Here is a 16,993-nt window from a genome sequence, read left to right on the forward strand (position 1 = left end):
TATGAATGATACTTATTGTATCATTATGTAAGCCAACGGATTAAGGGGGCGACAACAGTACGACTAGCCAAGCTATTGCCCGTAACGCAGTTAATAGAAGAAGAATATATTCGTGGAGGTTATGTAAATGGACTTCAGTTTGCACAAAGTCTTCCAAATTATTAAACGAAGGTTATGGGTTGTCTTATTTGTTATCATTCTCGTCTGTGGTTTAACTGCAGCTTATACGAAGTATGAGGATAAACCCGTATATGAAGCATCCTCCAGATTGATCGTAAATAACAAAGGCGAAGTTGACATGCAGCCGCTCGAGTACAGTGAGATTAGTGCCAATATTCAGCTTATTGAAACTTACAAAGAGATTATTAAAAGTTCGAAAATTCTGGATGTGGTCGTTAAGAAGCATCCGGAGCTCAACTTAGATGTCAAGCAATTGCTGGAAAGCGTAAACGTAAGTTCTATATTCGATACGCAGGTTATGGTTATTTCTGCAAAGGATAAAGACTATGACAAGGCCAGTAAAATCGCAAATGCCGTATCTCATGAGTTTCAAACTCAGATTCCATCGATCATGAAGGTGGATAATGTGTCCATATTAGACGAGGCTGAGTCAACCATCGATATCAGAAAGATTTCAACTGACCCGGTCCTGACTTTGCTGCTTAGCTTTGTACTTTCGTTGCTTTTGGCAGCCGGATTCGTGTTCCTGCTTGAATATTTAGACGATACGTTTAGGTCGGAAGAAGACATTCAGAATGTATTGAATATTCCTCACTTAGGAACGATTACTAAGGTTAAAAAGCAGAATGTACGACCTAAGAGGTCCCAGATTGCTAAAGGAAGGCAGGTTGATTCGACATATGCTGGAGTCAACTAATAAAATCGTTACGCTGATCAACCCCGATAGTATTGTCGCTGAATCGTATAGACTACTTAGCACCAATATTCAATTCACTTCTCCTGAAATGAAAATGAAGGTTATTTTGGTTACCTCAGCATCTCCCGGAGAAGGAAAAACAACGATCGCAGCAAATCTGGCTGTCACATTTGCGCAGGATAATAAGAAGGTTCTTTTAATTGACGCGAACCTAAGGAAGCCGATGCTTCACGAGATGTTTCGCAACAGCAATGCAATCGGACTGACTACCATTTTAAATAACACGCTCAGGATTGAAAATGAGCTGCTGCATGAATGCACGAACAATCTGTTTTTGCTCCCATCCGGCCCCATTCTTGAAAATCCTTCTGCATTACTCTCGTCAGGAAATTTCGAAAAGCTGCTTGAGCAGATGAAGGAAAATTTTGACATTATCTTGATCGACTCCCCTTCCGTTCTTTCTCTGGCGGATGTACCCAAGTTAGCCGTAAAATGCGACGGCGTGTTACTCGTAATCCATTCGAAAATAGGCAAAAAAAGAATTGTAAAACAAGCAATGTCGAAGCTGCGTTTCGTTCATGCCAACGTATTTGGCACTGTCATGAATTATAAAAAACGTAATGAACAAATCAAGCACTTTTCCTACTACAGTTAGGAAAAGTGAAACCAATAACTTGAAAGGGGCGGAGGTTAATATGAGCATAAAAAAAGCAATTATTCCCGCAGCCGGACTTGGAACGCGGTTTTTGCCCGCAACTAAAGCCCAGCCGAAAGAAATGCTGCCAATCGTAGATAAGCCTACGATCCAATACATTGTGGAGGAAGCCATCGAATCCGGAATCGAGGATATTATCGTCATCAGCGGCCGCGGAAAGCGGGCGATTGAGGACCATTTTGATAAGTCGTTCGAGCTGGAAGAATCGTTAGCTAAGAAGCAGAAATACGATGAATTGGAAACCATCCAGAAGATATCAGATTTAGCGCGAATCCATTACGTGCGTCAGAAGGAACCGCTGGGATTAGGACACGCGATATGGTGCGCAAAGTCGTTTATCGGCAACGAGCCGTTTGCGGTTCTGCTCGGAGACGACATTGTTCAATCGGAAGTGCCCTGCTTAAGACAGTTGATCGAGGTTTATAACCGATACAATTCATCCGTTGTGGGTGTACAACAGGTTGATATGCAGGATGTTTCTAAATATGGAATCATCTCTCCACGAGGTAACGAGATTGAACGTAATTTGATCCAAGTGCTCTCTTTGGTCGAAAAGCCTCCCATTCATGCTGCTCCGTCTAATTACGCCATTATGGGTCGCTACATTTTACGGCCGGAAATTTTCGATATACTTGAGAATCAATCTGTAGGAGCCGGAGGCGAAATCCAGCTTACAGATGCGATCAAACAGTTGAATGACTTCCAAGCCGTCCTTGCCTATAACTTTACGGGCATTCGTTACGATGTTGGAGACAAACTCGGATATATTAAGGCGAGCATTGATTTTGCTTTGCAGAGGGACGATCTAAAAGCGGATGTATGGAATTACCTTAAACAAATATTCGAGAAAGAAACCGTCGGGGGAAGGGTCGGGTAATTCAACATGAAAAAAATTACGGTTATTGGCACTGGTTATGTAGGTCTGGTTTCCGGAACATGCTTTTCCGAAATTGGTCACCAGGTCATTTGTTGCGACATCGACCAGAACAAAATTGAACAGCTAAAGCAGATGAAGATGCCCATCTATGAGCCAGGTTTAGAAGATTTGGTAAGGAAAAATGTGCACGACGGCCGATTAACCTTCACATCTGATGTTTCAGTGGCTATTCAGCATTCTGAAATAATTTTTATTGCGGTAGGAACACCAATGTCGGAAACCGGAGAGGCAGACTTGACATACGTGAAAGCTGCCGCAAAGATGATCGGGGAAAATCTTAACGACTATAAAATCGTCGTTACTAAGAGCACTGTGCCGGTGGGAACAAGCAGAATTGTTCGACAAATCATAAGTAAACATGCTTTTACATCCGTTTCATTCGATGTGGCATCCAATCCCGAATTCTTAAGGGAGGGTTCTGCCATCAGCGATTGCATGAACATGGACAGAGCTGTAATTGGTGCCTCCAGCGATATGGCGGCAAAAATAATAGAGGAAATTCATGAACCTTTTCATACCAAAGTGTTAATTACAGATCTTGAAAGCGCAGAGATGATTAAATATGCAGCGAATGCTTTTTTAGCTACTAAAATCTCGTTCATTAATGCGATCGCGAATGTTTGTGAGCTGGTAGGCGGTGATATTGTCAAGGTAGCGGAAGGCATGGGCTTGGATAGCCGAATCGGAAACAAATTTCTTCGCGCAGGTATCGGATACGGGGGCTCGTGCTTCCCTAAGGATACGTTAGCCTTGCATCATTTAGCTAGAGTTGCAGGGTACGATTTTTCCATTATCCAATCGGTTATCGATACGAACGATAAGCAAAAAACGATTGTCATCGATAAACTGCTTAAGGCTTTAGGCGATGTGGAGGGGAATGCGATTTCGGTTCTGGGGCTTACATTTAAGCCGAATACGGATGATCTGCGATATGCGCCGTCTCTATCGATCATTCCAATTCTATTAAATAAAGGTGCGAAGGTTAAAGTGTTCGATCCTATTGCGCTGGATGGAGTCAAACGGTATTTCGGAGCCTCCGTTACCTACCATGATGATGTATACGACGCCTTGCATGACAGTGATGCTTGCCTTGTCCTAACCGAATGGGAAGAAATTGTAGGCCTGGATCTTGATAAAGCGAAGTCGATCATGAAAGAGCCGATTATTATCGACGGCAGAAACTGCTTTGATCTTGAGATAATGAACAGTCGCGGCTTTCATTATCAGTCTATCGGCAGGCCGGCCGTTGGTGAAGAGAGGATTGGCAACTTAGCAGTCACCAATTAAGCGAATAGTTAGGAATGCTTATTTTTTTAATGTTTGTGATACAAAATGTAACATACGACAGTTAAACGGAAGTTAAAAGGGGAGCAGCAAACATTATGCAATCGCTTTTGGTGCAAGAAAGGGGCTTATCCTACAACCAAAAAAAATTATTCTCCGTATTGTTAACCTGCTATCTCATTTTAAAACCGTTTTACATTTTCAATAGCGGTCTACCTCAATTTGCGGATGCTATTCTCATGGTCATGATGTTTATTTCCATGCTGAAGCTAGAGAGGGATACGCTCAGACATAATTCCTTCCTTTCTTGGGGAGTCGTATTTTTATACTACAGCGTTATCGTCAATGTGATATGGGGCATCCTGTTAGGCGGAAAGCTTGGTTTAGCAATGAATTCCATCTTTTATTTGTTTAATTTAATCGTAACGATCGTCTTCATTAATGTTTCCCTTAAGCTGGGGAAGGCAGATTTTATGAAAGTATTGTTTTATGCGACAGGATACTCGGTACTCATCCAGTGTGCGCTCATTCCGTTCTTCTTGCAGAAAAACGGGATCCGAACAACCCTCATGTTCAATAACCCGAACCAGCTCGGATACTTTGGCATCTTATCGCTGGCCATTCTCTTGGTTACCTCTCCTAAATTGAAGCTTAAACCGTTCTTTTTCTTTCTTTCGATATTGGCAAGCTTCGCGCTCATCCTCATTTCGTTATCAAAGGCTGCCATAATCAGCGGGTTGTTAACGATATTCTTGTTCTTGATCTTCAAAACGCACAATGCGGACATCAGAAAGACAAAGAAATATTTGCTGGTCTTAATTATTGTGCTGGTTACGTTAGTTTCGCTTAACGCAAAGATTATTGTTCAGAGCCAGTTTGCCCAGGACGTGGTAGCCCGTATGGATTCCATCGGCCATGATAATGACGATAATTTGGAAGGGCGCGGGTACGACCGCATATACAATTATCCATATTATGTTTTTCTGGGGGCCGGTGAAGGTCTCGTTGGGCGTTTCAATGCGCATAAAGAAATGCATTCAACGATTGGAAATATTTTATTTTCCTATGGATTTGTTGGACTTACCCTGTTCGCCGTTTTTATCTATCACGCAGTTTCGAAGCTGAAATTCGCGATGACTTATCCTTTATATACCGTTTTACTTTTTGGATTAACTCACAATGGGATCAGGCACACATACTTGTGGCTTCTGTTAGTTCTCTTATTTATAAGCAAGACCAATACTGAGGAAGAATGAGGGAGTCGCATGAATGAATTGTTAATTGTCAGAGAAGCACTTGATCTATTCGAGCAGAAGAACATCACTTACTGTCACTGGAAAAGCAATGAGCATGTGAAAGAAGGACTATGCGGGATTACGGATTTGGATATCCTTGTGGATCACAACCAAAAACAAAAGGTTTACGAGCTGTTGGTGAGCTGCGGTTATAAATTCTTCGTTGCTACATTTGGTATCAAATATCAGGGAATTGAGGATTTTATTGGCCTGGATGAATCAACCGGGAAGATCGTGCATCTTCATATGCATTATCAGATGACATTAGGCGAGAAATACCTGAAGGGCTATTGTCTCCCCTGGGATAAAGTGATTTTGGAAACCCGAAAATGGGATCCCGAAAATCGCATTTACATCTCAGATCCCAACGTTGAGTTAATTTTGCTGCTGGTTCGAGCAGCATTGAAGTGGAGCCTCAGAAATCGGGTTTCCAGTGCTCTGGGGAAAAAGTATTTCCGTGGAGATTTCAAAAGAGAGTACCTCTGGCTGCTTGAGCGCATAGAGAAGAGCAAGTTTGATTCCTATTGCCGTCAGCTCTTAGGTATGGACGAGAACCAGCTGTACTCAAAACTAGTCGGCGAGACTTTCGTCATGCACGAATTCATGAAATTTCGGCGGCTGGTGCTAAAGCGTCTCGCGCCATACAAGACCTACCGCAGGACAGCGGCAATCTTCTGGAAAAGCGTTAGAGAGCTATCTTTCACATTCTCCGTTTTTCGGAAAAAGTACCTAAAAATGGATGTTCCGGTCAGAAGGACGCTGCCAACCGGCGGGATACTTGTTGCCATGATCGGCTCCGATGGCTCGGGTAAGTCAACGGTGGTCAAAAAAGTCGTGGAGCAATTTTCGTGGAAGATCGATGCAACGCATGTTTATTTCGGAAGCGGAGGCGGCAAAAGCTCACTGCTTAGGTATCCATTAAAAGTGGCAAGAGGGTTATTTCTTAAAGCGCCGGGCAGCAAGCAAGGCGGAAATTCATCAGTTCGAACCGCAGCAAAAGCCCCTTCCACAAACAAGTCATCCTTGTTTTACCAAGCGGCGAAGTTGTTTTGGGCGTTGACGCTATGGAGGGAGAAAAAACAAAAGCTGAGGAGCGCTTGGAAGAATCGCCAATCAGGCATGGTGGTTATTACGGATCGTTATCCGCAGACACAGGTGAAGGGAATTAATGACGGGCCACTATTAAGTCAATGGTTGAATCACAGGAACAAATGGCTTCGTTCGTTTGCGTCAAAAGAATTGAAGGCATACCAATCCGCCGAAGGCCGTGCACCCGATTTGGTTATCCGATTGAATGTTACTCCGGAGATTGCAGCTTCAAGAAAGAATGATATGACGTTTGAGGAATTCACAAAAAAAATCGAAGTTGTGAGGTCTTTGGAATTCAAAACGAAAGTCGTTGAAGTAGATGCAACCAAGCCACTGAACGAAGTGCTGTTAGAGGTGAAAAAAGCGATATGGGCCCAAATTTAGCTGATCGGCCCGGTCCCGTCATCATTGAATTCTTTGGAGCGCCGGGTTCGGGTAAATCGACGTTATCTCACCGTGTGGCCGACATATTGCGGAAGTCGAACATTTCTGTTAAAGAACCCTCTTACGAGTTGGATCATCAACGAAACGCAGTGATGAGACAAAACATTAAGCTCATCAAAGCAATAAAACACGCGTTATACAGGCCTCTGTACAGCTTGTACGGCTTAGGGATCGTCGTTCGGTCAAAACAGCGGCATCCGATTGAAGCTATGAAGCTGGGCATTAACTTATTGTACATCAGTGAGTTTTACAGGGAGTGCAAGAGCAAGAGAGGGATTTATTTTTTTGACCAGGGATTTTTTCAAGCGCTTTGTTCAATCTTGTATTCGGCCCGGAATGCGTCCATTACAGATAATCATCCATTAAACCGGATCATTGGTAAATTAATTCAAAATTGCAGGTACGTATTCGTTTCGGTCAACGCCGATCAAGCTACCTTAATTTCAAGGATGGAGCACCGCGGCAGCAATAACAGCAGGCTAGAGAAGATTAACAGCAAGTCCGAGTTATATAACCAAATCGATACATTCAATCATTGCCTTGCAGAGCTGGAAAAATTGATTTCGGAGTGGTCTCGAAGCATCGAACATTCCGATACCCAGCGCCTTTCAACAATCACGATTGATAACGGAGAGGGAAGCAGCCTTATGAACAATGAGACGGTTCTATCCAGATATATTCACAACGAGGTGATGTCCCATGCGCTTAGTTGATCGGACTATCACTAGCTTGATGTGGATGTTCACCGGTACGGGTGCGCAAACCTTAATGACTGTTCTTGTCACGGCCATATTAGCCCGGCTGTTAACACCGGAGCAGTTCGGTCTCGTCTCCGCAGCATTGCTTGTCATCAGCTTCACTACGATTTTCTCACAGTCCGGTATTGGTCCGGCCTTGATTCAAAAAGGGGATTTGACTTCGTTACATGCACGAACCGCATATACCTTTTCGATCATTATGGGGGGGATTATAAGCGCTTTGATCTGGTTCCTTTCGCCTGTCATCGCGAACATGCTGAACATAGACGGAGTCACCCCGATCTTGCGAGTGCTAAGTATCTCGTTTTGTTATCAAGGATTTTCAATTGTGGCCGAAGCTTTTATGCAGAAGGAATTAAGATTCCGTGAAATTGCATTGATTCGATTGTTTTCCTACATAATCGGATACGGTGTGGTAGGAGTTACACTAGCCTACTTACATTTTGGAGCTTGGGCGCTTGTTACCGGTCATTTGCTGCAAACCTCCATTCAAGCTCTATTAAATATTATCCTGCAGCCCCATCCGAAACGTCCTAGCTTCCATACGAAATCGTTAAAGGAGCTCTTGTGGTTTGGCGGGGGGCATACGCTTGCGAGGATCGGAAATTATTTGGCGTTGTTTGGAGATAAGTTTGTTACGGCCAGGTGGCTTGGACCGGCGGCTCTGGGTTTATATGAACGGTCTTATCAATTTATGGTGATGCCTGCGGTTTTAATCGGTACGGTCCTGCAGCAGGTGCTATTTCCAGTATTATCGCAAATGGCCAACGATCATTCGAGGCTGCTCAGCACCTTTAAGAGAGGTACGTCCATTATCAGCTTGGTCACCATACCGATATCCGTTTTATCTGTTCTGCTGGCTCCGGAAATCGTTCATATTGTACTAGGTTCTAAATGGAGTGCCGCTACTTTTCCTTTTCAAATATTAGCGGTGGGCATTTATTTCAGAACGAGCTATAAAATAGCAGATTCATTTACTCGTTCGGTAGGAGCGGTATATAAAAGAGCCTGGGTACAGTGGGGCTATGCACTGTTAGTTGTGGTCGGATGCATTGGAGCGCAGGCATGGGGGATTACCGGCATTTCATTTGCCGTACTGTTCGCCTTAATTATCAATTATGTACTAATGACCAATTTAAGCTTGCGGATTTTATCTTATGGCTGGAGACCGTACATGGCGATCCACCGGAGCGGGCTTGCTGCAGGAAGCGTCACGGCAGTTGTGGGTATAGTTACTTCAACTCTGTGCCGGATGACATTTCATCTGCCCTCGATCGTTACGCTGGTCATCACATTAATGTTGGTAGGTATTGTTTGTTTACTGATGATGAGACTTTTTCCGAATCTCTTTCTGGGAGAGGAAGGTAAATGGTTAATTGACAAGCTGAAAGAGAGGTTTGGCAAAAAAGGCATTTCTCTTAAAAAAGAAAGCAAGGTAATGGGGATTATGAGCAAAGCCGGTGAGTAATGAGCATTGATTTTCTATGATTAGCATTCATTTCTATGATTAGAGGAGAGATCTAGATGAGAATTTCTTTTTCACCGCCGGATATTACACAAAAAGAAATAGATGAAGTTGTGGATACGTTAAAGTCAGGCTGGATTACTACAGGTCCAAAAACGAAATTATTTGAAAAGCAGATTGCAGAGAGCTGCCGCACTTCAAAGGCGGTGGCGATGAACTCTGCAACGGCCGCTATGGAGATGACACTTCGACTATTAGGTATTGGTGAAGGGGACGAGGTCATTACTTCTGCGTATACTTATTCAGCTTCTGCAAGTGTAATTCATCATGTCGGGGCGAAAATTATATTAGTAGATACAGAGAAAGACTCGTTCCATTTAGATTATCAGGCTGTAGTGAATGCAATTACGAACAAAACCAAAGCAATTATTCCCGTAGATATTGCCGGGGTCATGTGTAACTACGATAAAATATTCGAGGCTGTCGATTATAAAAAAGATTTGTTCAGGCCATCTAGTGAATTGCAGGAAATGATCGGACGTATTGCCGTCATAGCGGACGCTGCCCATTCTTTTGGTGCCAGCTTCAAAGGAAAAATGAGCGGAGAGGCAGCCGATTTCACATGTTTTTCTTTTCATGCGGTGAAAAACTTGACCACCGCCGAAGGCGGCGCCGTTACTTGGAGAGATATTCTAGGGGTAAATAATGATGAGATCTATACGAAGTTTATGCTCCTGACACTCCATGGCCAATCCAAGGATGCACTTGCGAAAACAAAGTTGGGCGCCTGGGAATATGATATTTTATCGCCGGCTTACAAGTGCAATATGACGGATATTATGGCTTCTTTGGGACTTGTGCAGCTTCAAAGATATCCTGAGATTCTTGAAAGAAGAAAACAAATCATAGAGATGTATAATCACGCGATGAATAGCGTCGGTATGGATGTACTGGCTCATTACACGGATGAATATGCTTCGAGCGGTCATTTATATCTAGTGCGGCTTCCCGGCAAGGATGAATCCTTCCGAAATAGAGTCATTGAACTGATGGCGGGAAAGGGTATCGCTACGAATGTGCATTACAAACCATTGCCTATGCATACAGCGTATAAAAATTTAGGGTTTAAGATCAGTGATTATCCGAATGCGTTTGATATGTACAAAAACGAGGTTACTTTGCCACTGCATTCGCTTCTGACAAATGAAGAAGTGGAGTATGTGGTAAAGGGTTTAAAGGAGAGTATTAAAGAGGTGGATGCGATTTATGTCTGAATTAACCAGTATTAGAATCGATAACCCGAAGTTACTGGCGGATATGGATCACTTATTAGAAAAGAAGAAGACACAATTATTTATTAAGAGAGTGTTTGATTTCATCGTTTCGATTATTGGCTTGATTATTTTGCTGCCGTTCTTCTTGATAATCTCGCTTATAATCAAGCTGGACTCAAAGGGGCCTGTTTTCTTCAAACAAATTCGCGTCGGTAAAGACGGTAAAGAATTCAAAATATTAAAGTTCAGAACGATGGTTCAAGACGCCGAAAAAAAAGGAATGCAGATTACGGTAGGAAAAGACATAAGAATAACAAAGTCAGGTCATGTTCTGCGAAAAACGAAAATAGACGAGCTGCCTCAATTGATTAACGTTTTAATCGGTGATATGAGCTTTGTTGGTCCGAGACCAGAAGTACCGAAGTACGTTAAATTATATGATGTAAATCAAAGAAATATATTGAAAGTCAGGCCTGGGATTACGGATTACGCTTCTATAGAGTATAAAAATGAGAGTGATATTTTAGCTCTAAGTGATGATCCTGAGACTGCTTATATCAAAACCATCATGGTAGAAAAACTTAGTTTGAATTTGAAATACCTGAGTAACATGTCCCTTTTTACCGATGCAAAGCTTATCTTTCTAACGATCTTTAAAATTATCCGCTAAGGGCAAAGAAGCCCGGCATCCGAATGGATACTTCACAAATGAGGTGAAAGAGATTAAATTCTCACGAACTATTGTTTATTTCCTTCCTTTCTTTCTCTGGGTCGCACTCATATTTCACCTCTCCTCACAACCGTATCAGAAGCAAACGATTCTACCGTTTCTTCGTCAGCATTTCAACGAGAATGCGGTGAGCAAAGCGTTGCCGGATATAACAATTCATTATCACACTTCCGTCATTCCGGCGAAGCAAAAACCCTTTCAGTTCATTGAGTTTATTTTCCGGAAATGCGCTCATCTCTTTGTATATGGCATGTTTGCCGTCACGGTATACATTGCTTTGGTTCCGTTTCGATTAAGACTATTTTTCGGGTTTGCAGCTTCCTTAGCTACGGTGACTTGCATCGCTTTGTTAGATGAGTGGAATCAGAAGTCTATACAACGAACAAGTACGATAGAAGATGTTGCCGTTGATGTCACTGGAGGAGCGATATGTTTGATTATTGGTATCGCAATATATCGGTGCTTTATTCTGCTCAATCATTTGAGAAATAGACAGAGCACAGACATTACAAAGCAATAAGCTACGAATTCATAAGGGGTGAAGGCTCAGGTGGTTACAAAGGACGAAAACTTTAGTAAAGGACTGTTCTATGGGATTATTTTAAGCATACTTTTGTGGGTCTCTATAATTGGTTGGATAGAGCTTGTATACCGAATGGTTATCTACAAATGAGGTTATTTCTGGAAAAGAAGATTTAAACAGATAAATTTGGGCATGAAAAAAACCGCTAAGCCAGAGACTTGCTCTGGATTGGCGGCTTTTTTTTTCTGGAAAATGATATTTATTGTAGCGATTATATTAATCACCATTCGGAATAATCCTAGTAGGTCATTGATGGTAGTTATTGAATCACTTACGAAAACTTTTCAGCAGCATCATTCTTCTCGACTAAAGCAAACTTTGTTTTTCATAAAGTACTACTTAAGCAATACAAAACGTATCATGACAGTAAAACAAGCCTCTAGGAGGGGATTATTCAATGAAGAAATGCTTCCTTGTATTTATGCTTATTATGGCAATTGGGATGTTGCAGACATTAAGCGTATCAGCGGCAGTCAGCGACATCATTCGGCCGACGCATCCGGTCATGAAACAAATCACAAATATCACTTCAACCAGCATGATACTAAGCTGGACGGCAGCATCTGATAATGTTGGGGTGGTTGCATATGATCTTTACAAAAGCAGTAACGGTGCAACTTACACTGACTCGGTCACTGGAGCAAAGCGGCCAGTGCCGCCGACGTTAATTGCATCACTTCCTTCTAATGTGCTCACCTATACGCTTACCGGTTTACAGCCTGACACATGGTATAACGCCTATTATGTAAAAGCGAGAGATGCAGCCGGTAATGTCGATGATTTCTATTCCTCCGTAGGGGCCAAAACGAGTAGCATGGCAGCCACCTTGATGGCCAAGTTAGAGGTGCAGTTCATCAGCGCAGACGAATTGAATGCGGAGGATGAATTTACTGAATTCGTATATTATGTTCAGTTTATCGATGGGCAGTGGGTAACGATCGATCAGTCAGCTTTCGATAAAGCAGCAAAGAAGAAAAAATAATCACGACTATAAAAAAGTTCATCATGGGCGATAGACTAAATGAGAAGAAATCAGGCTGAACCGCATAAGAGATTTGAAGCTGAGACATATTGAGGCGTTAAGAGACTGAGCGACAGCCTCTTAACGCCGGTTTCTTACGATGCGGTGCTCGATGGCGGCGACAATCTGATACATCAATGTGGCAAAGGCGGCGATAATAAACAGGCTGCTGAGAACGAGCGTGAAATTGAACACTTGAAAGCCATATATGATTAAGTAGCCCAGCCCTTCCTTGGCGACGAGAAATTCGCCGACGATAACGCCGACCCAGGCCAGCCCGACATTCACTTTCAGCGTCGACACGATGGCAGGGAAGGAAGCGGGCAGAATCACTTTCGCGAACGACTGAGTCTTGGTCGCTCCGAACACCTTGACCACCTTCACATAGTTGGCATCCACTTCGCAGAAGGCATTGTAGATGACCAGCGTCGTTATGATCACGGTGATCGATAATATCGTAGCGATAATGGACAGGACGCCGGAGCCGAGCGCAACGATAAACAGCGGGCCTAGCGCGACCTTGGGCAACGAATTAAGAACGACTAAATAGGGATCGAGAACCCGCGCCAGAAAAGGACTCCACCAAATCACGGTCGCGATCAAGAGTCCGCTTAGCGTGCCGAGAGCGAAACCGGCCGCCGTTTCCGCGACCGTCACGCCGATATGAGGCAGCAGCGAGCCGTCCATCCATTTATCGGCTAACAGCCGGATGATTTTGCTTGGATAGCTGAAAAGAAAGACGTCGATCCACTTGGCTCTGCCCGCGTATTCCCATAAGCCGAGCAAGAAAACGAGCAGAAGCGCCTGCGTCAGGTGAACAATTAGCTTTTCTTTGTTTCGCGCACGCTTGAACGCGGCGTAGATGAGCTGCGGATCGGCATGTTGACTCTCCTCGCCGCCGTTAGATTTCCTCTCCATGCTCCAGTCTCATCTCCTTTTCTCCATGGATGTGAATTCTTTGCGCACAAGCCTGAACCATTCCTGAAACCCGTCCTGCTCACGCGCGTCTATCGGCAGCGCCTCCGCCAAGTAGGGAGGGATGATGATTTCGCTGCCGATCCGTCCAGGATTCGGCTGCAGCACGATGATCCGATCGCTCATGGCGATCGCTTCGGCGATGTCGTGCGTGACGAGCAGCGACGTTTTGGAGCGGTCTTTCAGCGTTTGGAAAATCAAGTTTTCCAGTTGCAGCTTCGTATGAAAATCAAGCGAAGAGAACGGCTCATCCAGAAACAGAATATCCGGCTCCGTCGCCAGCGTTCTTGCGAGCGCGGCCCGCTGCCGCATGCCGCCCGACAGCTCGCCAGGATATTTAAGCGCCGCATGGCCGAGTCCAAGCTCATCCAGCAGATGGAGCGCATACTCCTTCGTTTCCCGCGTCAGCTTGCCCATGACCTCTAGTCCGATCGTTACATTTTCACGTATGTTCCGCCAGGGAAACAGGAAGTCCTGCTGCAGCATGTAGCCGATCTTCGACGTCGGTCCTGTCACAGGCTGCCCTTGTATGCGCACCGTTCCGCCCGTTGGGCGGATCAAGCCGGCGATGATGGAGAGCAGCGTTGTTTTACCGCAGCCGCTCGGCCCGACGAGGGAGACGAATTCTCCGTCCGCCACCGTTAGCGCGATCTGATCCAAGGCGAGCGAGGCGCCGTTCTCATTGACGTAAACATGCGTTATATTGCTGGCTTCCACGGCAGGGAGCATTCGCGTTCACTCCTTCCCTATGCCTGAAGAAGCCGCCCGAGGGCGGCTTTTTTCAAGGTCATTTCTCGTTATTTCACGTTCTTGATCGCTTCTTCCGCGAACGTATTGTTGACCAGCTTGCCGTAGTCAGCCGGAGCGTCCAGCTCGCCGGCCGATTTCATTACATCCTGCAGATTGTTCCATTCCGCCTCATCGATGATCGGATCGGTTGCGAAGGAGCCTTGGTCTTTGTACCGCTTGACGACGCCGCGGATCAGTTCGATGTCCGTATCCGGGAAGAACGGCGCGACGGCATCGGCGATCTCGTTCACGCTATGCTCCTGCACCCACTTTTGTCCTTTGTGCACGGCGTTCGTAAACTTCTGCACCGCTTCGGGATTTTGATCGATGAAGCTTTGCTTCGTCATGAATACCGTATAAGGCAGATGGCCGCTTTCCGTCCCGAACGAGGCGACGACATAGCCTTTGCCTTGCTGTTCCAGCAACGTTGCGGACGGCTCGAACAGCTGCACGTATTCGCCAGTGCCCGAAGTGAACGCCGGCACGATATTGGCGAATTCCACGTTTTGGATCAGTTCCAAATCGTTGTGCGGATCGATGCCGTGCTTTTTCAGCGTGAACTCGCCCGCCATCTGCGGCATGCCGCCTTTGCGCTGGCCAAGGAATTTGGAGCCCTTCAGCATGCTCCAATCGAAATTATCGATCTTGTTGCGGGACAGGAGGAACGTTCCGTCCGTCTGCGTCAATTGGGCGAAGTTGATGACCGGATCGTCCGAGCCTCGCAAAGTAACATAAATGGAGGTTTCCGAGCCGACCAGCGCCACATCGATGTTGTTGCTGAGCAGCGCCGTCATCGTTTTGTCCCCGCCCGGCGTCGTTGTCAGTTCCACGTCGAGACCTTCGTCTTCAAAAAAACCATTCGTAAGCGCGACATACTGCGGCGCATAGAAGATCGAGCGCGTTACCTCGCCGATCCGGATCTTCGTATCCGCCTCGTCCTTGCGGCCGCAGCCAGCCAGCAGCAGCGATAGACTGAGTGCAATGACCGAGACCCAAACTAAGCTTTTTCTCAAAAATACCCCTCCAACGATTTCCTGCCTCGCGCACGATAGCCGTGCGGAGACGGAAAAAATTAAGTATGCTCTCATGCTATGCAGGCGCCCAAAAACGGTGCTTGGACTCTGGATTGATTAAATACCGTCTGGAAGGGATTTGGAAATAGAGAGAACTCCATACATCGGGCAGGGCAATAACCCAAACCTAGACAGGTGTCCCCCACATACATTAATTCAAATTTAGTGCGAGGGGTGTGGTGGAGAGTGATTTTAAAGGGGATATTGGATGTTATTGTAAACCGCCGCGTGACCAATGAGGTACGACTTTTAGTTGAGTGCGGCGGTGCACCCTTCACGCAATTAACCGCTATTACTTCCGGGCCTGTCATCATGAGAAGAAGAAATATGAGCGCTAGAGTCAATCTAACGCAGGAAGAGGGCGGGGAATGCATCGACCACTCGATTAATGTGGGTCGCAATGTAGCAGAGCAGCTTCAGTTGAGGAATGACCGGCGCTATCGTGTGGAGTTCGATACGAATACGCGAGAGATGCGCTTCTTTCTAAAGCCGGTTACAAGAGCAAGGCTTCCCCTGAGAATCGGAACCGAAGTCGTAGAGGATCCGAATGCCCCTGAGCCTAGGATCATTACGCTTCGAAATAACCAAATTTTTGTATCCGCCATTGGCCGTGTTACCCTCGGGATTATTGGTGATACGCTTCTGCTGCAGCATGGCTTAAAGAAGAAGAGCCTCCATATCATTAACGGCACTGACATCTTCCTTGAGCCGTTTGTCCAAGTTACACCCAAGACCGCGGAACAATTGGGGTTAAGGGCAGGCAATGCCATCATGGAGTTTAATCAGAACACCTCGATTCTACGGATCAATCCGGGAAAATAGATTCTTTTCCATCACGAATATAGCTTGGATGTAATATTTTTTGACGTTTAATGAAGATACGAATGTATTAACCATAATATTAAGAAGAACTAGAACAACGGCGCCATTCGGCTTAGAAGGTGTGACCGTCACCAGAAATGACGTTTTCGCCGTCACTGGCGGAACGCATGACGCATTGAATTTGCCCTCCCAAGACAATTCCATTCTGACGGCAATAAGGGCTGGGAGAGTTAAAAAGCTGAAGCTTCGGTCATTCGCCTCAGGGGAAAATGAATTCGGCAGCGGCTTTGCAACGAGCGCCTCAACGGCAGCCTTTTTTGGCTTGATAACGGGTAACCGGTATGTGTTAAGGTTTAACCAAATCACGAGAGTGCTTGAGATTCGTAGTGTCGGCGGGAAGTAATACGAATTATAATTAATTCAGTAGGAATCTTTTTAACGTCAGGCGGCTGCCGTCAGCGAATCAACGATAGCCGCCTACTTATGAGCGGCTAGTCTGCATTCTTTAGCTCGATTCTATTGCCTTCGGGGTCGACGATCACTGCAATGGTACCCCATGAAAACTCATACACGCCTACGTCAACGTCCCTGCCACGCAGCTCGTGAACCGCGTCTTCAAAATCATACACGTCAAGCCGCAGCACAGTAGGATTCTGTGACCGCGTCTTCGGGGCAGAGGAAGAAACGCCTTGATCTTCAATCATCAAATAGCTGCCGCCGAAATCCAGGACGGTTAAATTAGCCTTCTGTTCGCGAATGCGTAAGCCCATATTGCTGACGTAAAACGCCAATGCCGTTTCATAATCCTCGGTAAATAGGATGATACCGGATTCTTTGAGCTTCATAGGGGCACCTCCGATTT

Annotated in this window: 18 protein-coding genes; 14 read left to right on the forward strand and 4 right to left on the reverse strand. The window is 45.2% G+C overall.

Translation table 11 applies throughout. From position 1 onward, the window contains the following. Positions 1–127: 127 nt before the first annotated feature. The 12 genes from DL346_RS03100 to DL346_RS03155 all read left to right on the forward strand — a co-directional run bounded on the left by DL346_RS03100 (position 128) and on the right by DL346_RS03155 (position 12,433). Complete coding sequence (locus DL346_RS03100; RefSeq protein ID WP_112880605.1) at positions 128–877, forward strand: YveK family protein; 750 nt, start codon at positions 128–130, stop codon at positions 875–877. Next, positions 861–1,532: a CpsD/CapB family tyrosine-protein kinase gene (locus tag DL346_RS03105; RefSeq protein WP_165822351.1), complete on the forward strand. Its 672-nt coding sequence runs from the start codon at positions 861–863 to the stop codon at positions 1,530–1,532. The genes DL346_RS03100 and DL346_RS03105 overlap by 17 nt, the downstream gene beginning before the upstream one ends. 40 nt (positions 1,533–1,572) lie before the next feature. Beyond that, complete coding sequence (gene galU / locus DL346_RS03110; protein ID WP_112880607.1) at positions 1,573–2,469, forward strand: UTP--glucose-1-phosphate uridylyltransferase GalU; 897 nt, start codon at positions 1,573–1,575, stop codon at positions 2,467–2,469. A gap of 6 nt (positions 2,470–2,475) precedes the next feature. Beyond that, entirely contained in the window at positions 2,476–3,816 is a 1,341-nt protein-coding gene (tuaD, locus tag DL346_RS03115) for a UDP-glucose 6-dehydrogenase TuaD (RefSeq protein ID WP_112880608.1), read from the forward strand. A gap of 95 nt (positions 3,817–3,911) precedes the next feature. Then, positions 3,912–5,069, forward strand: coding sequence for an O-antigen ligase family protein (locus tag DL346_RS03120; RefSeq protein WP_112880609.1), 1,158 nt, complete (start codon positions 3,912–3,914; stop codon positions 5,067–5,069). A 9-nt stretch (positions 5,070–5,078) separates the two neighbouring features. Beyond that, the gene (locus DL346_RS03125) at positions 5,079–6,581 is read left to right on the forward strand and encodes a nucleoside/nucleotide kinase family protein (RefSeq protein ID WP_112880610.1); all 1,503 of its coding nucleotides are present in this window, start codon (positions 5,079–5,081) and stop codon (positions 6,579–6,581) included. Beyond that, complete coding sequence (locus DL346_RS03130; RefSeq protein WP_112880611.1) at positions 6,566–7,354, forward strand: hypothetical protein; 789 nt, start codon at positions 6,566–6,568, stop codon at positions 7,352–7,354. The genes DL346_RS03125 and DL346_RS03130 overlap by 16 nt, the downstream gene beginning before the upstream one ends. Beyond that, entirely contained in the window at positions 7,341–8,867 is a 1,527-nt protein-coding gene (locus DL346_RS03135) for a lipopolysaccharide biosynthesis protein (protein ID WP_112880612.1), read from the forward strand. The genes DL346_RS03130 and DL346_RS03135 overlap by 14 nt, the downstream gene beginning before the upstream one ends. A gap of 56 nt (positions 8,868–8,923) precedes the next feature. Then, the gene (locus DL346_RS03140) at positions 8,924–10,138 is read left to right on the forward strand and encodes a DegT/DnrJ/EryC1/StrS family aminotransferase (protein ID WP_112880613.1); all 1,215 of its coding nucleotides are present in this window, start codon (positions 8,924–8,926) and stop codon (positions 10,136–10,138) included. Then, the gene (locus DL346_RS03145; protein ID WP_206098465.1) at positions 10,131–10,808 is read left to right on the forward strand and encodes a sugar transferase; all 678 of its coding nucleotides are present in this window, start codon (positions 10,131–10,133) and stop codon (positions 10,806–10,808) included. Before DL346_RS03140 ends, DL346_RS03145 begins: the two co-directional genes overlap by 8 nt. A 43-nt stretch (positions 10,809–10,851) precedes the next feature. Further along, positions 10,852–11,388, forward strand: a complete 537-nt coding sequence (locus tag DL346_RS03150; protein ID WP_112880614.1) for a VanZ family protein — start codon at positions 10,852–10,854, stop codon at positions 11,386–11,388. A 460-nt stretch (positions 11,389–11,848) separates the two neighbouring features. Then, positions 11,849–12,433, forward strand: a complete 585-nt coding sequence (locus DL346_RS03155) for a fibronectin type III domain-containing protein (RefSeq protein WP_112880615.1) — start codon at positions 11,849–11,851, stop codon at positions 12,431–12,433. Between the two features lie 120 nt (positions 12,434–12,553). Here DL346_RS03155 and DL346_RS03160 read toward each other — a convergent pair whose 3' ends face one another. From DL346_RS03160 to DL346_RS03170, 3 genes are all read right to left on the reverse strand, one after another. Next, positions 12,554–13,390: an ABC transporter permease gene (locus tag DL346_RS03160; protein WP_112880616.1), complete on the reverse strand. Its 837-nt coding sequence runs from the start codon at positions 13,388–13,390 to the stop codon at positions 12,554–12,556. A 9-nt stretch (positions 13,391–13,399) separates the two neighbouring features. Next, a complete protein-coding gene (locus DL346_RS03165; protein WP_112880617.1) occupies positions 13,400–14,176 on the reverse strand; it encodes an ABC transporter ATP-binding protein in 777 nt (258 codons plus the stop codon). A 68-nt stretch (positions 14,177–14,244) separates the two neighbouring features. Beyond that, positions 14,245–15,249 carry an ABC transporter substrate-binding protein gene (locus DL346_RS03170; RefSeq protein WP_240633010.1) on the reverse strand — a complete coding sequence of 335 codons (1,005 nt, stop codon included), beginning with the start codon at positions 15,247–15,249 and terminating at the stop codon, positions 14,245–14,247. A gap of 246 nt (positions 15,250–15,495) precedes the next feature. Here DL346_RS03170 and DL346_RS03175 point away from each other — a divergent pair, with 246 nt between their 5' ends. Together DL346_RS03175 and DL346_RS03180 are read left to right on the forward strand one after the other, a co-directional pair. Continuing rightward, on the forward strand, positions 15,496–16,131 hold the full coding sequence (locus DL346_RS03175) for a hypothetical protein (RefSeq protein ID WP_133257476.1): 636 nt from the start codon (positions 15,496–15,498) through the stop codon (positions 16,129–16,131). A 40-nt stretch (positions 16,132–16,171) separates the two neighbouring features. Then, complete coding sequence (locus DL346_RS03180; protein ID WP_133257477.1) at positions 16,172–16,534, forward strand: hypothetical protein; 363 nt, start codon at positions 16,172–16,174, stop codon at positions 16,532–16,534. An 88-nt stretch (positions 16,535–16,622) separates the two neighbouring features. Here DL346_RS03180 and DL346_RS03185 read toward each other — a convergent pair whose 3' ends face one another. Further along, positions 16,623–16,976 (reverse strand): VOC family protein, encoded by a 354-nt coding sequence (locus DL346_RS03185; RefSeq protein ID WP_112880621.1) that lies wholly within the window; start codon positions 16,974–16,976, stop codon positions 16,623–16,625. Positions 16,977–16,993: the final 17 nt, after the last annotated feature.

Origin of the sequence: Paenibacillus montanisoli (assembly GCF_003268025.1) — a bacterium.
GTDB lineage: Bacteria > Bacillota > Bacilli > Paenibacillales > Paenibacillaceae > Paenibacillus_Z > Paenibacillus_Z montanisoli.